The sequence below is a fragment of the Mesorhizobium quangtriensis genome (genome assembly GCF_040081925.1).
Lineage (GTDB): Bacteria > Pseudomonadota > Alphaproteobacteria > Rhizobiales > Rhizobiaceae > Mesorhizobium_K > Mesorhizobium_K quangtriensis.
On record NZ_JBEBMF010000001.1, the window covers coordinates 578,202 to 591,781 of the forward strand.

Here is a 13,580-nt window from a genome sequence, read left to right on the forward strand (position 1 = left end):
GGAATAATGGCCGGCAGGAAAAAACCTCTCGTCGTCATAACGCGCAAGCTGCCGGATCAGGTTGAGACCCGCATGCGCGAACTGTTCGACGCGCGGCTGAACATAGACGACCGTCCGATGAGCCGCGAGCAACTCGCTGCGGCCGTCCAGGAGGCTGAGGTCCTCGTTCCGACGATCACCGATCGCATCGACGGCACGCTGATTGCCAGCGCGGGAGAAAACCTCAAGCTGATCGCCAATTTCGGCAACGGCGTCGACCACATCGACGTTGCCGCCGCCGCCAAGAGGGGTATCACCGTCACCAACACGCCCAACGTGCTGACCGAGGACACAGCCGACATGACGATGGGCCTGATCCTCACCGTGCCGCGTCGCATAGTCGAAGGAGCAAACACCCTTGCCGGAGATGGCAAATGGGCCGGCTGGTCGCCGACCTGGATGCTCGGCCGCCGCATCTGGGGCAAGCGCCTTGGCATCGTAGGCATGGGCCGCATAGGCACCGCGGTGGCGCGCCGCGCCAAGGCGTTCGGCCTCTCCATCCACTACCACAACCGCAAGCGCGTGATGGACTCGCTCGAGGACGAGCTGGAGGCCACCTATTGGGAAAGCCTCGACCAGATGCTGGCGCGCATGGACATCATCTCGGTCAACTGCCCGTCGACGCCGGCCACATTCCATCTGCTGTCGGCGCGCCGGTTGGCGCTGCTGCAGCCGACAGCCTATCTCGTCAACACCGCGCGCGGCGATATCATCGACGAGGATGCGCTGATCAAGCTCATCCACGAGGGCAGGATCGCCGGCGCCGGCCTCGACGTTTTCGAGCACGAGCCGGCAATCAACCCGAAGCTCTTGAAGCTCGCCGCGCAGAACAAGGTCGTGCTGCTGCCGCATATGGGTTCGGCCACGATCGAAGGCCGTATCGACATGGGCGACAAGGTCATCATCAACATCCGCGCCCATCAGGACGGCCACCGGCCGCCGGACCGGGTTCTGCCCGTGCGTGTGTGAGTCGATGCACCGCGTGTATTTCGACGAAAACGAACTGTTCGATCGGCGAGAGCAAGACGGCGCGCTGGTCGATTGGTTCTGCCTCGATATGGGCGCATCCCAGGCCGACCTAGCTGCGATTCCAGGCGGGCCGCGAGAGGGCCTGCGTGTTATTCTCTATGAGGATGGATTGGAGATGGAAGCCGAGCTCGAATATCGCCAAGAAGACCAGCTTTGGGTTGGTAGATACATCCCGGGTACCGTTCGCGATATTCCCTATTCGGAAAGCTGACGCTGTTTCGGCTGCTTCTGTCACATGTGACTAGCGTGGCCGTGCGTCGAGCATAGGATCCAGTGGCATGAGACCGATGTCAGGCAGATTCCCGGCAGTTGCCATTACTGTTCTGTCGACGCTTTCAGCAGCTAATGCCGGTGTCGGCTTCGACGTGGTCGTGCTCGGCGCGCGCGGCGGCATCGAGGACGGCAATCTGAGCGCCTTCATGGTTGCGCCGGCAGGCGACAACCGCGCCGTCACCTGCGACGCGGGTTCACTGGTGAACGGACTGCGTGTCGCGGACGCGAAAGGCGCGTTCGATGCTGTCGAAGTCCCGGCAGACTCGCCCTATACGCGCATCGGCTATGTGCTGACGGAGACCATCAAGGGATATCTGGTCAGCCACGCCCACATGGACCATGTGGCCGGCATCGTCATCGCGTCGCCCGACGATTCGAAGAAGCCGATCTACGGGCTTCCGTCGGTGACCGCCGCGATCCAGGACACCTACTTCAACTGGCAGGCCTGGCCGAACTTCGCGTTCGGCGGTAAGGCGCCGCAGTTGAAGAAATACGCGCTGACAGACCTGACGCCGGGCGAACAGCGCATGCTCGATGGCACCGCAATGGAGGTCACCGCCTTCCCGCTATCACACGGCGGCACCGAGTCCACCGCTTTCTTGATCGAGAGCGGCGACGACGCGCTCCTCTGTTTCGGCGATACCGGGCCGGACGAGGTCGAGAAGTCCACACGCATGCGTGACCTCTGGGCCGCTGTAGCAAAGCGCGCGAAGGCCGGGCATCTCAAGGCCATCATCATCGAGGTGTCCTACACCAACGCGCAGCCGGACGAATACCTGTTCGGCCACCTGACGCCGGAATGGCTGCAGAAGTCTCTGGCCGAACTGGAGGCATTGGCGGGGGCGGGTTCGCTGAAGGATCTTCCCATCATCGTCAGCCACGTCAAATATTCGCTGAAGAAGGGCATGCAACCCACCGAGGCGATCCTCGGCGAACTTGAGGCAGGCAATACGCTCGGTGTGCGCTACATCATGCCGGAGCAGGGCATGAGCTTCCGCTTCTGAGCGGGGCAGTCACGACAGACTTCCATCCGCCTCCACCGTGACGTGGCGTCCGGCGAACGTGCCAAACCGACTCCGGTCGAGACGCAGCGCCAGGGGAGTCTCCCAGCCCATCTCACGCGCGACGATCAGACCGAGCAGCAGGATCGCGTCCGGCTCGTGCAGGACAAGGGCGGCCGGCGCACGTCCACTGTGAACCAATTCCATCAGCACGGCCGAAGCCGAGGAGGAGCCGATTGTGCCGGGCAGGAACAGTACGCTGCCTGCAATGCTTAGGCCATGCTCGGGATGGCGCACATCGGCGATGTGGCCCGTTTTCGGATCGACACCGCCCCAGAAACTGATCGGCGCGGACAACGCCAGCGCGGGGCCGCTGGCTGGCCTCCCGGGAACCAGGATTTCAGCTAGCATCGCGCTCATCCGAAATCCGTAAGTATAGGCTTACCTGTTGCGGCAGTCTCGACGCAGTCGGCCAGCGAGCCGTAGATCACTGCATATCCGGTGTTTCCGGGCGCATAATGCGCGAACTTGCCAGAATTGGTCATCAAGACACCTTCGGGTCTGTCGGGCAGGATCGGCGTCACCACCACGCAGGTGTCGGCGACGACAACTACGCCTGCGGCTTCCAGCGCGCCGCGCCGGCCCTGCCGGTCGAGTTCGGAGACGACATGCCGGCCCGTGCAGGCGTAGATGGGCACACGGAGCCTGCGCCCATCGATCAGCGCTTCCAGCCTGTCGAATTCGGCCAGCGACAGATGCGGACTGCCGATGGCGACGGCATCGATCTTGTCATCCGACACAGCGGTGGAAAGCGACATGCGAGCGTCGGCCACCATCTGCGGCGTGACAACTAAAGTTGTTTCCGGTTTATGCCCGCCAAGTGCGGTCTCCAGCATTGGTGCCTCCGGCGTTACGCCGGCCATGTGAAAAAGCCCGACCGCACCCGAGGATGCGGCTGTGGCTCCGAAAGCCTTCAGCGCATCCTCGCCGGGATGGCGTGTCACACCAACGACGACACCGACCGCGTTGCCGACTTCGCGACCGTAGAGATTGCCGAGTATTGGCCACGCGACTTCGGACTCGAGAAATTTCGCCGGCAAAGCGGACACGTCGAAGACGAGCGTGGCGCGACGGTTTTCCGGTCGGTGCAAACCGTAGTCGGGAGCGCGGCCAGCGATCGCGCAGGCGATGTCGAGAAAATCGCCATAGCGGTTGGTGCGTGCGCCGAGAACCGAATTGCAGAACGCCACCGCATTGGATTCACCCCAGGCGACGTCAGTGCCGGCAGCCGGCCGGTGGCCTGCCTGATAGGGCGCGCAGGTCCAGTTCTGCTCGCAGCCGAGCCTGCGATAGGCGTCCATCATGCGCCGCGCCATGCCGCGCGCCGGCTCTTCCAGCCGTACGCGCGAGCAGCCCGTCAGGTCTAGCGCGCCGACGTTGAGCGTCGAGCGCACCGAGACTTGCGCGCCGCCTTCGAGCAGCCGTTCGGCAAAGAGTGTGCCCGAATCGCCGTGATAAAGCGCGCCGTCTATGTGCGCGGACGCAATCGGGATGAGACGAGGCGCGCCGAGCAACTTGGCGCTCTCGGCGAGGATGCGCATCGCCATGGCGGACCCATCGCCGGCGTCGCCCGCAGCGATGGCGCGCTCCTCGGCGGTCAGATGCACGCTCATCTACGGGCCTTGTAACTGATCGTGTCGAAGCGCGCGGCCAGAGCATCGTACAGCAGCAGCCGGCCGACCAGCGGCTCGCCGATCCCGGTGATCAGCTTGATCACCTCCATGGCTTGCAGAGTGCCGACGACACCGGTTAGCGCACCAAGAACGCCAGCCTCCGCGCAGGATGGTACCAGCCCGTCCGGCGGTGGCTCCCGAAAAAGGTCGCGATAGGACGGATTGGGCGTGCCGTCGCTTCCGGTTTCATAGGGCTTCAGCACCGTAATCTGGCCATCGAAACGGCCGACAGAGGCATGCACCAGAGGCCGCCTACCGGCTTCACAGGCGTCGGCCACCGCATAGCGCGTCGCGAAATTGTCCGACCCATCCGCGACGACGTCATATTGCGCAACAAGCGCCCCAGCATTTTCAGCATCCAGCCGCACGTTATGTAAGTCAACACTTACATACGGATTGGTTCGCCGGATAGCCTCAAGCGCGCTGTCGAGCTTGGGCCGTCCGACCGATGCGCTGTCGTGAATCACCTGCCGCTGCAGGTTCGACAGCGACACTGTGTCATCATCAACGATGCCGAGCGTGCCGACGCCCGCTGCAGCCAGATATTGCAGGATCGGCGAGCCCAGTCCTCCCGCACCGACGACGAGCACGCGCGCACGCTTTAGCTTCTGCTGGCCCGCGCCGCCGATCTCCGGCAGCACGATATGGCGCGCATAGCGTTCGAGTTCATCCGGCGAGAGAGGGGCCATCCCGTTCAATTCCAGTGCTTGGATCGAAATCGCGGTGCCGTTTCACTCAAGGGAACGGTGCATCTCCCTGACTGATCAAAGTACCCACCTACTCGGGCGAATTCCGAGGCCATCCACGCCTCGAAACCACTCCATTCATTCAGCACTGAACGCGAGAAATCGTCAGGCGTGCGAACTACTCTTCCATCCGGTTCTATGAATACCGGAGACTTATCTTGGTAAGTGCATATACATAGTCCCTGACCTGAAGGACTCATGTTTCTCCTTGTGACGGCAGGAGTCACCAGATCGAAGGGGCTACAGGCCATCGTATCGAAATCTGCCCTATCGTAGCTCTTTCTAAAACCAAAGACCACGATACTGCGCCGAAAGAGGTCGCATCCGTTGTGATGAAGGTAGAAGTGCCTCAAGCTTTCCGGAATTGGTTGCATGACAATCCGCGCCAACTCGTCGACCTCGGCCTCGCTAAGGGGTCCGTACCAATTGTGCAGGTAAGCTTGGCTACCGTGTTTTGATAGGTGCCCTATTCGCGCGGTGCCATCGAGATAATGCTTTTCTCCCAGACTGGACCATTGCCCGGTCTTCGCTTTCAAGTCTTCGATATATGAGGCCAAGAGGGCACCGTTTGAAATCAAGGTTCAAATGTATGCCGGACACTACCATGATCGACCGTCAGAAACTGCGCATGACCGCGGATGCTGGAAAAAAGCTCCGCCTCGGTGCCGGTCATGAAAGTCTGGCTGCCGAGTTCGTCGAGAATCGAGAAGAGCGCGGCCCGACGACCGGCGTCCAGATGGGCCGCGATTTCGTCCAGCATCAGGATCGGCGCACCACCCGCCATCTCGCCGCAAAGTCGTGCGTGCGAGAGCATGATGCCGACCAGCAGCGCCTTCTGCTCTCCGGTGGAGCAGAGTTCGGCCGGCATCGATTTCGGGCGATGCCGGACGATGAGGTCCGAGCGATGCGGCCCGTCGAGAGTGCGCCCCGCGGCGCGGTCGCGCTCGCGGCCGGAAGCCAGCGCCGCCCGAAAGCGTTCCTCGATCTCGATGGCCGGAGACGACCCGACCATCGCTTCCAGAAATCCGTCGAGCGCAAGGTCAGCCTGCGGGAACGGGCCGTCCGGCAACCTGTCGATCATCGCTGATAGCAGCCGCACCATCTCCACGCGGGCGGCGGCAATCGCCGTGCCGGTTTCCGCCATCTGCACCTCGATCGCCTCGAAGTAGGCGCGGTCGCGCGAGCCGTCCGAAAGCAGTCGGTTGCGGTTGCGCATCGCCTTCTCGTAGTCCTGCGCTCGGCGGCCATGTCCGGGATCGACCGCCAGCACCAACCGGTCGAGATAGCGACGGCGGTCTCCGGCCGGCCCCGTGAAGAGCGAATCCATCGCGGGCGTCAGCCAGAGCACCCGCAGCCATTCCAGCAGTTCGTCCGCAGTGGCCCGCGCAGCATTGATGCGTACGCGCCGCCCGGTATCGCCGGGGTCCAGACCCGCGGTGCCGGTTCCGACATCGAAGGTTCCGGTCGGCCCGTCCATCTCAGCATGGACGGCGAAGCCGTTTGTGCTTCCCTCCCGCGCGACATCCGCGTAGGGCGCGCGGCGTAAACCCCGACCCGGCGTCAGCAACGAGATCGCCTCGAGGAGATTGGTCTTGCCCGCACCGTTCTCGCCGCTGAACACGACGAGGCCCGGGCGAAGATCGAGCGAAAGAGCGGAATAGTTGCGAAAGTCCGTAAGCGCAAGGTTACGGATATAGGGTCCGCCGACGGTCAAGGCCGATGCTGTCTCAGACGCGCATCGGCATAAGAACGTAGAGCGTGTTGTCGTCGCCGGTGTCCTGGATCAGCGTGGGCGAGCCGGAATCGGCCAGCATGAAGCGGGCGTCGCCGCTCGACAGCTGGCCTGACACGTCGAGCAGGTAGCGGGCATTGAAGCCGATCTCGATCGGATCGGAGGAATAGTCCGCCGCCAGTTCCTCGGTCGCGCTACCGGAATCCGGATTGTTGACGGTGAGCGTGACCTGCCCGTCAGCGATCGACAGCTTCACCGCGCGGCCACGTTCCGACGAGATGGTGGAAACGCGATCGACGGCAGAGGCAAAGGTGGCGCGGTCGATGATGAGCGCCTTGTCGTTACCGGTCGGGATGACGCGCTGGTAGTCGGGGAACGTCCCGTCAATCAGCTTCGAGGTCAGCACCACGCTGCCGATGGTGAAACGGATCTTGGTGTCCGAAAGCTCGGTCGCCACCGCCACATCTGGCACGTCGACCAGCTTCTGCAATTCGGCCACGGTCTTGCGCGGGATGATCACGCCGGGCATGCCTTCGGAGCCGGCAGGCGCGTCCATTTCCGCACGCGCCAGGCGGTGGCCGTCGGTCGCAACCGCGCGCAGCTTCAGCTTGCCGCCGGTCTCGATCGTGTGGAGGTAGATGCCGTTGAGGTAGTAGCGGGTCTCTTCGGTCGAGATTGCGAACTGCGTCTTGTCGATCAGCCCCTTCAGCGCTGCCGAATCCAGACGGAAGATGTGCGAGAAGGAACCAGCGGTGAGTTCGGGGAAATCGGACTGCGGCAGACACTGCAGGCGGAAGCTGGAGCGACCGGAAATGACAGACATCGCGTTGCCGTCCTCGTCGGTCCGCAGCATCACCTCCGCTCCATCAGGGAGCTTGCGCACGATGTCGTAGAGCAGGTGCGCCGGCACCGTGGTCGCGCCGGCCTGCTCAACGCTGGCAGGCGTCGCCTCGGTCACTTCGAGGTCGAGATCGGTAGCCTTCAGTTCAAGCACAGCGCCCGAAGCGTTGAGCAGCACGTTCGACAGGATCGGGATCGTATTGCGACGCTCCACGACACGGTGGACATGGTTCAGCGACTTGAGAAGGTTCGACCGTTCGAGAATGACACGCATGACCGCACGAGCTCACTTGTAAGATAGAACCGGACTTCCGGACCCGGAATCCGCCACAGGCCTGAAACACTTAAGAATCGGCGCAAAATGACAGGAAAACCGCCGGGAAGGCAAGCCCGACCGGCCCTGCGAGCGCCTTTCGGCGGGCTTTCCGGGGGATAAGCCGGCCGGTTGCGTGAAACCGGCCGGATAGGGGATTTTCAGGCCTGGTCGTTGATCAGGCGGCGCAGCAGTTCAAGTTCCTGCGCCAGCGTGTTGTCGTTGCCGGAAAGATCCTCGATCTTGCGCACGGCGTGCAGCACGGTCGTGTGGTCGCGACCGCCGAAACGCCTGCCGATCTCGGGCAGCGAGCGCGGCGTCATCACCTTGGCGAGATACATGGCGATCTGCCGCGGCTTGACGATGGTCCGGGTGCGCCGGTTGGACAGAAGCTCGGTCTTCGACACGTTGTAGTGCCGCGCGACGATGCGCTGGATGTCCTCGATGCGTACGCGCTTCGGCTCGCCGGAGCGATAGATGTGGCCGAGAATCTCGTCGATGCGCTCCAGCGTGATCTGCGGCTCGAAGCTCTGGCGGAACAGCAACTGGTTGAACGCACCCTCCAGTTCGCGGCCGCTGCCGGTCACGGTGCGGGCGATATAGGCGAGGATGTCCTCCGAGATGTCGATGGCCGCGTCCTCCGCCTTTGCCGCGTCGTGGCGGAGCTTCAGCATGCCGAGGCGCATCGTGTAGTCTGGCGCCGACATTTCAAGCGCGACGCCGCCATTGAGGCGTGAACGCACGCGCGGCTCTAGCGATTCCAGTTCGGAAGGCGGCCGGTCGGCGGCGACGACAACCTGCTTGGCGCTGTCGAGCAGCATGTTGATGAGGTGGCAGAACTCGTGCTGGATCGACTTGCCCTGCAGGAACTGCATGTCGTCGATGATCAGCAGGTCGATGTCGCGCAACTGCTCCTTCAGCGTCAGGGCGTTGTTGTCGCGGATCGCGGTGGCGAAGCGCCACATGAAATATTCGGCGGTCAAGTAGACGACGCGCGATTTCGGATTCTGCCTGAGCGACTCCGCCGCGATGGCCTGAAGCAGATGGGTCTTGCCGAGCCCGACTGTCGCGTGGAGGAACAGCGGATTGAAGCGCGACGCGGATTCAGCCACTGCACGCGCGGCTGCAAGCGCCACGCGGTTGGACGGTCCCTCTACGAAGGACTGGAAGGTGTAGCGATGGTCGAGCGGCGAGCCGAGCACGCCCTGGCGGAACTCCGGCGCCGGCGCAGCGGACCCCGTGCGCGGCAGGGAAGGGCTTTCGCCCCTGACATTGGCGATCGTTCCAGACCCCAGTGCGGTCTGCACAGGGCGGCTCGCCTTGCGCGGCTGTTCCACCTCGCTGTCGACCGCAGGGCGCGTCTGGCGCGTGGCGCTGCGCACGACGATCTCGACGCGCAGCAGGCCCGGCTCATCCTGTCGCCACAGCTCCGTTATCAGGTCGAGATAGTGTCCGTTGATCCACGACTTCAGGAAGGCGGTCGGCACCGAAAGACGCACGACGCCCTTGGACGCTTCGTCGAGCTTCATGCGGCCGAACCAGCTTGAATAGACTTCCGCTCCCAGCCTCGCCTTCAACTGTGCCTTCGAACGCTCGAAAATCTTCTCCGCATCGTTCGAAGCCGCCGCCATGTCGTTACCCCCGATCATTTGGATAGGAAAGGGAACCCCGCCCTGGGTGTCCCTCTCGATGATGCCGCTTTGCATTTTCAACGTTCCGTTCCTCGCATTCCGGCTGCCAGGCCGCATACCCGACAGGTCATTCTTCCAGAATGGGTCAACAGTTCTCCTGCGCTGTTGCCGCGTCGACTGACGCAAGCAAAAGACACCTGCCCGGCACAACTGCCAGGCTCTGACTGTTACGCGCTGCTGCTAACCCCACTTGGCGTCGAAACGGACAAAACTTCCCCGCACACGGAATCGTCCATGTTGCAAACTTTGCCTTATCTGGCTGGTTTGTCGGAGGCTGCCGCCCGTCCGTCTTGACGATCTGACCTTACAAAAATCGCGGACCGCAGGGCAAGGGCGGCACTAACCGATTTTTAATGAATCGGGCCTCCGGATGACCCGATTCAGGCGACCGCGAAGATGGTCGGATCGACAAAGCCTTTGTGATTCAAAACCTTTTCGCAAAGCTGTCAAAATTGCCTGCCGTGGACGAAATTTTTTCAAATTATTCGCTTGACACCGACTTGTCCCCGGAGCGGAGGACGCGCCTTGCGCAACCTGTGGATGACCATCTGCAAGATATTGATAAATATGAATTATTTTTGACAGGCGTAAAGTTGCTTCTGGCCGGCGCGACGGCCTTCTAATTGAGAAATTGCGCATATGTCGGCAAAGAAAAACGGGCGGTCGACAACGACGTCGAAAAGCAGTCCCAAGGCCTCGTTCCAGACCGCGGAGAAGGCTTCGGCGAGTGCCGTCCAAGCCATTGTCCGGCAAACAAAAAACCCGGCGTGTGACGCCGGGTTTTTGGGTAGAGTTTGAAGCTCAGTATCGCCTCAGGCGGAGAGCGATTTTACCCGCTGCGCCAGGCGCGAAACCTTCCGCGAAGCCGTGTTGGAATGCATGACACCTTTGGTCGCTGCCCGCATCAACTCGGGCTGTGCGGCCTTGAAGGCTTCAGCGGCGGCAGCCTTGTCGCCCGCTGCAAGAGCCTCTTCAACCTTGCGCACATAGGTGCGGACCCGCGAACGGCGGTTCTTGTTGATGGCAGTCTTGCGCTCCATCTTGCGCGCCGCCTTTTTGGCCGACGATGTATTGGCCATGATGCCTCTCTTCGTATCTGTTCGATAAGCGCTGTGAGATAATGACCAGCGCAAAAATAAACGGGCAGCCGTCAGGCCGCCTCGGTTGGTGCGGGCTTATAGTTCAGCTTTTCCGGTGCGTCAACGAGGATTGCGCAGATTCTGCCACTCATCGGTTGCGGAATTTCGCGGGACGTTTCTCGGCGAACGCCGCCATGCCTTCCTTCTGGTCTTCCAACGCGAACAGCGAGTGGAAGAGACGCCGCTCGAAGCGCAGCCCCTCGGCCAGCGTCGTCTCGAAGGCGCGGTTCACCGCCTCCTTGGCCATCATCACGGCAGGCTGCGAGAACTCCGCGATCTTTGTGGCCGCCTTCAGGGCCTCCTCCACGAGATCCGCCGCCGGCACCATCCGCGAGACCAGTCCGCAGCGCTCGGCTTCCGCAGCGTCCATCATGCGGCCGGTCAGCACCATGTCCATCGCCTTCGACTTGCCAACATAACGAGTCAGCCGCTGCGAGCCACCCATGCCCGGTATCACGCCGAGCGTGATTTCCGGCTGGCCGAACTTCGCCGTGTCGGCGGCAATGATGAAATCGCACATCATGGCGAGTTCGCAGCCGCCCCCGAGCGCATAGCCGGAGACTGCCGCGATGATCGGTTTGCGCGACCTTGCGAACTCCTCCCAGCCGGAGAAGCGGTCGGTGAGGTAGGCCTCGACATAATCCATCGCGGCCATCTCCTTGATGTCCGCGCCGGCGGCGAAGGCCTTTTCCGAGCCGGTCAGCACCGAGGCCGAAATCTCCGGGTCGGCGTCGATCTCGCCAAAGGCCGCCAGAAGGTCGGCGAGCACCTGGCGGTTCAGCGCATTCAGCGCCTTCGGCCTGTTTAGCGTCACCAGCGCAACCTTGCCGCGCTTCTCCAGGATGATAGTTTCATAGCTCATGGTTCGGTTCCTGGTCTCTGGTCGGACTGTGCATCAGCGCTGGCAGGCAGGGCAATAGAATGTCGACCGCCCGCTCTGGACAATGCGCTGGATCGTGCCGCGGCATCCCGGTCGCCTGCAGGGTTCGCCTTCGCGGTCATAGACCGAGAAGGAATGCTGGAAGTAGCCGAGCGAGCCGTCGGCGTGAACATAGTCGCGCAGCGACGACCCGCCGGCCTCGATTGCGTCCGCGATGACGGAGCAGATTGCGTCGGCAAGCTTTTCGGCCCGCACACCCGGCCCGCCCTTGGCCGACACGATGGAGCCGGCTGATCGGCGCGGCGAAAGGCCGGCGCGCCACAGGGCCTCCGAGACATAGATGTTGCCGAGGCCGGCGATCAACGTCTGGTCGAGCAACGCCGCCTTGAGCGGCGCCTTCTTGCCGCGCAGCAGGTCGGCCAGCAGTGCGCCGCCGAGCGCGTTCCCTGTCGGCTCCACGCCGAGGCCGGCAAGCATCGGGTGTTCGTTGCCTGCGTCTGCGAACAGCATGAAACCGAATCGGCGAGGGTCGTTGAAGATGACTTTGGCTTTGCCGCCATCGGGCGAGGCAAGATGAAAGATGACGTGATCGTGCGAGGATAATTTCGAGCGCTCGTGGTGGAAGACACCCGGTGTCGAACCGCCGTCCTCTTCCTCGATCCGGAACGAGCCGGACATGCCGAGATGGCAGATCAGCAGCGGCCCGCCCTCGATGTCGGCGGTGAGATATTTTGCGCGTCGTCCTAGCGAAATGATCTTCCTGCCCGACAGACGTTCAGCGAAATTTGGTGGAAAGGGAAAGCGCAGGTCGGGCCGCCTTGTCTCGACAGACAGGATGCGTGCGCCTTCCATGACCGGCTGGAGTCCCCGGCGGACGGTTTCGACTTCCGGTAGCTCGGGCATGTCAGGCGATCGTCCGGTAGAACGAGGCACCGTGCCGTCCTGCTGGCAGCCCCAGATGTTCGGCGATGGTCTCGCCGATATCCGCATAGGTCGGGCGCAACCCTACATCTCCGCCGGGCAGGGCTGCGGCAAAGCCGAAGATCGGCACGCGCTCGCGCGTGTGGTCGGTGCCTGTCCAGGTGGGATCGCAGCCGTGGTCTGCGGTCAGCAGCAGCAGATCGCCCGGCATCAGCAAGGCCAGGGCCTCCGGCAGCCGGCGGTCGAAGGCCTCCAGCGCGGCGGCATATCCCGCGACGTCGCGCCTGTGTCCGTAGAGCGTGTCGAAATCGACGAAGTTGGCAAACACGAGGTCGCCGTCGCCCGCATCGCGCATGGCCGATAGCGCAACGTCGAACAGCGCCATGTTGCCGGCCGCCTTGCGTACCTCTGTGACGCCGCGATGTGCGAAGATGTCGCCGATCTTGCCGACACCGATAACTTTCGAACCGCGCGCGGCGAGGCGGTCGAGCAGAGTTGGCTCGGGCGGCGGCACGGCGAAGTCACGACGGTTCGCGGTACGCTCGAACGTGGCTGTGCTTTCGCCGACGAAGGGGCGAGCGATCACCCGGCCGATGTTGAGTGGATCGACCAGCCTGCGCGTCGTCAGGCACAGCTCATAGAGACGCTCCAGCCCGAAATGGGTTTCATGCGCCGCGATCTGGATGACGGAGTCGGCCGAGGTGTAGAGGATCGGCTTGCCTGTCCTTATATGCTCCTCGCCATATTTCTCGATGATCACGGTGCCGGACGCGTGGCAGTCGCCGAGTATGCCGGGCAGATCCGCCTCGCGGATGATCGCTTCGGTCAGGCTTGCGGGAAAGGTCGGAGTCGTCTGGGGGAAATAGCCCCAGTCGAAGGGGACCGGCAGCGCCGCGATTTCCCAGTGGCCGGATGGCGTGTCTTTGCCGGACGAGACCTCTTCGGCCGCGCCGTAAACGGCCGCTGGCCGGAGTGTGACAGCATCGACGGCCGCCTCGTGCCCCGCTGCGAGCGACGCCCGTCCGAGCCCAAGCGACATCATGTTCGGGATATGGAGCGGTCCCGATCGGAGACCTGCAACGTCGGCGCGCCCCGAGGCGCATTCCTCGGCTATGTGACCAAACGTGTTCGAGCCTGCGTCGCCGAAGCGCGCAGCGTCACCGGCGCCGCCAATGCCGAAAGAGTCGAGGACGAACAGGAACGCACGCGACATTGGAAAAGTACTGGCCCCTGTTGCCGGATC

Annotated in this window: 14 protein-coding genes; 3 read left to right on the top strand and 11 right to left on the bottom strand. The window is 62.9% G+C overall.

The window, feature by feature from the left end; translation table 11 throughout:
• Positions 1-6: 6 nt before the first annotated feature.
• The 3 genes from ABMA32_RS02880 (at position 7) to ABMA32_RS02890 (ending at position 2,345) form a co-directional block, all read left to right on the top strand.
• Positions 7-1,008, top strand: a complete 1,002-nt coding sequence (locus tag ABMA32_RS02880) for a 2-hydroxyacid dehydrogenase (protein WP_349012216.1) — start codon at positions 7-9, stop codon at positions 1,006-1,008.
• 13 nt (positions 1,009-1,021) lie between these two features.
• Positions 1,022-1,279: a hypothetical protein gene (locus ABMA32_RS02885; protein WP_349012217.1), complete on the top strand. Its 258-nt coding sequence runs from the start codon at positions 1,022-1,024 to the stop codon at positions 1,277-1,279.
• 67 nt (positions 1,280-1,346) lie between these two features.
• Entirely contained in the window at positions 1,347-2,345 is a 999-nt protein-coding gene (locus ABMA32_RS02890; protein ID WP_349012218.1) for an MBL fold metallo-hydrolase, read from the top strand.
• Between the two features lie 9 nt (positions 2,346-2,354).
• Here ABMA32_RS02890 and ABMA32_RS02895 read toward each other — a convergent pair whose 3' ends face one another.
• The 11 genes from ABMA32_RS02895 to ABMA32_RS02940 all read right to left on the bottom strand — a co-directional run bounded on the left by ABMA32_RS02895 (position 2,355) and on the right by ABMA32_RS02940 (position 13,550).
• Positions 2,355-2,762 carry an aconitase X swivel domain-containing protein gene (locus ABMA32_RS02895; RefSeq protein WP_349012219.1) on the bottom strand — a complete coding sequence of 136 codons (408 nt, stop codon included), beginning with the start codon at positions 2,760-2,762 and terminating at the stop codon, positions 2,355-2,357.
• Positions 2,759-4,015: an aconitase X gene (locus ABMA32_RS02900; protein ID WP_349012220.1), complete on the bottom strand. Its 1,257-nt coding sequence runs from the start codon at positions 4,013-4,015 to the stop codon at positions 2,759-2,761. The genes ABMA32_RS02895 and ABMA32_RS02900 overlap by 4 nt, the downstream gene beginning before the upstream one ends.
• A complete protein-coding gene (locus tag ABMA32_RS02905) occupies positions 4,012-4,764 on the bottom strand; it encodes a molybdopterin-synthase adenylyltransferase MoeB (protein WP_349012221.1) in 753 nt (250 codons plus the stop codon). Before ABMA32_RS02905 ends, ABMA32_RS02900 begins: the two co-directional genes overlap by 4 nt.
• 5 nt (positions 4,765-4,769) lie before the next feature.
• Positions 4,770-5,399, bottom strand: a complete 630-nt coding sequence (locus ABMA32_RS24280) for an SMI1/KNR4 family protein (RefSeq protein ID WP_425475459.1) — start codon at positions 5,397-5,399, stop codon at positions 4,770-4,772.
• Positions 5,396-6,535 (bottom strand): DNA replication/repair protein RecF, encoded by a 1,140-nt coding sequence (gene recF / locus ABMA32_RS02910; RefSeq protein WP_349012223.1) that lies wholly within the window; start codon positions 6,533-6,535, stop codon positions 5,396-5,398. The genes ABMA32_RS24280 and recF overlap by 4 nt, the downstream gene beginning before the upstream one ends.
• Positions 6,536-6,548: 13 nt before the next feature.
• A complete protein-coding gene (gene dnaN / locus ABMA32_RS02915; protein WP_349012224.1) occupies positions 6,549-7,667 on the bottom strand; it encodes a DNA polymerase III subunit beta in 1,119 nt (372 codons plus the stop codon).
• 200 nt (positions 7,668-7,867) lie between these two features.
• On the bottom strand, positions 7,868-9,412 hold the full coding sequence (dnaA, locus tag ABMA32_RS02920) for a chromosomal replication initiator protein DnaA (protein ID WP_349013314.1): 1,545 nt from the start codon (positions 9,410-9,412) through the stop codon (positions 7,868-7,870).
• Positions 9,413-10,209: 797 nt separating this feature from the next.
• Positions 10,210-10,476, bottom strand: coding sequence for a 30S ribosomal protein S20 (gene rpsT, locus ABMA32_RS02925; protein WP_349012225.1), 267 nt, complete (start codon positions 10,474-10,476; stop codon positions 10,210-10,212).
• 148 nt (positions 10,477-10,624) lie between these two features.
• Positions 10,625-11,398, bottom strand: coding sequence for an enoyl-CoA hydratase (locus ABMA32_RS02930; RefSeq protein WP_349012226.1), 774 nt, complete (start codon positions 11,396-11,398; stop codon positions 10,625-10,627).
• Positions 11,399-11,431: 33 nt separating this feature from the next.
• Entirely contained in the window at positions 11,432-12,319 is an 888-nt protein-coding gene (gene mutM / locus ABMA32_RS02935) for a bifunctional DNA-formamidopyrimidine glycosylase/DNA-(apurinic or apyrimidinic site) lyase (protein ID WP_349012227.1), read from the bottom strand.
• 1 nt (position 12,320) lies between these two features.
• On the bottom strand, positions 12,321-13,550 hold the full coding sequence (locus ABMA32_RS02940; RefSeq protein WP_349012228.1) for a phosphopentomutase: 1,230 nt from the start codon (positions 13,548-13,550) through the stop codon (positions 12,321-12,323).
• Between the last annotated feature and the right edge of the window lie 30 nt (positions 13,551-13,580).

What these genes read in the sequence shown, in the direction of transcription:
- ABMA32_RS02895 (WP_349012219.1), bottom strand. Translation starts at nt 2,762, where the DNA reads ATGAGCGCGATGCTAGCTGAAATCCTGGTTCCCGGGAGGCCAGCCAGC.
- ABMA32_RS02930 (WP_349012226.1), bottom strand. Translation starts at nt 11,398, where the DNA reads ATGAGCTATGAAACTATCATCCTGGAGAAGCGCGGCAAGGTTGCGCTG.
- ABMA32_RS02890 (WP_349012218.1), top strand. Translation starts at nt 1,347, where the DNA reads ATGAGACCGATGTCAGGCAGATTCCCGGCAGTTGCCATTACTGTTCTG.
- mutM (WP_349012227.1), bottom strand. Translation starts at nt 12,319, where the DNA reads ATGCCCGAGCTACCGGAAGTCGAAACCGTCCGCCGGGGACTCCAGCCG.
- ABMA32_RS02900 (WP_349012220.1), bottom strand. Translation starts at nt 4,015, where the DNA reads ATGAGCGTGCATCTGACCGCCGAGGAGCGCGCCATCGCTGCGGGCGAC.
- ABMA32_RS02940 (WP_349012228.1), bottom strand. Translation starts at nt 13,550, where the DNA reads ATGTCGCGTGCGTTCCTGTTCGTCCTCGACTCTTTCGGCATTGGCGGC.
- ABMA32_RS02880 (WP_349012216.1), top strand. Translation starts at nt 7, where the DNA reads ATGGCCGGCAGGAAAAAACCTCTCGTCGTCATAACGCGCAAGCTGCCG.
- dnaN (WP_349012224.1), bottom strand. Translation starts at nt 7,667, where the DNA reads ATGCGTGTCATTCTCGAACGGTCGAACCTTCTCAAGTCGCTGAACCAT.
- dnaA (WP_349013314.1), bottom strand. Translation starts at nt 9,412, where the DNA reads ATGCAAAGCGGCATCATCGAGAGGGACACCCAGGGCGGGGTTCCCTTT.
- rpsT (WP_349012225.1), bottom strand. Translation starts at nt 10,476, where the DNA reads ATGGCCAATACATCGTCGGCCAAAAAGGCGGCGCGCAAGATGGAGCGC.
- ABMA32_RS02905 (WP_349012221.1), bottom strand. Translation starts at nt 4,764, where the DNA reads ATGGCCCCTCTCTCGCCGGATGAACTCGAACGCTATGCGCGCCATATC.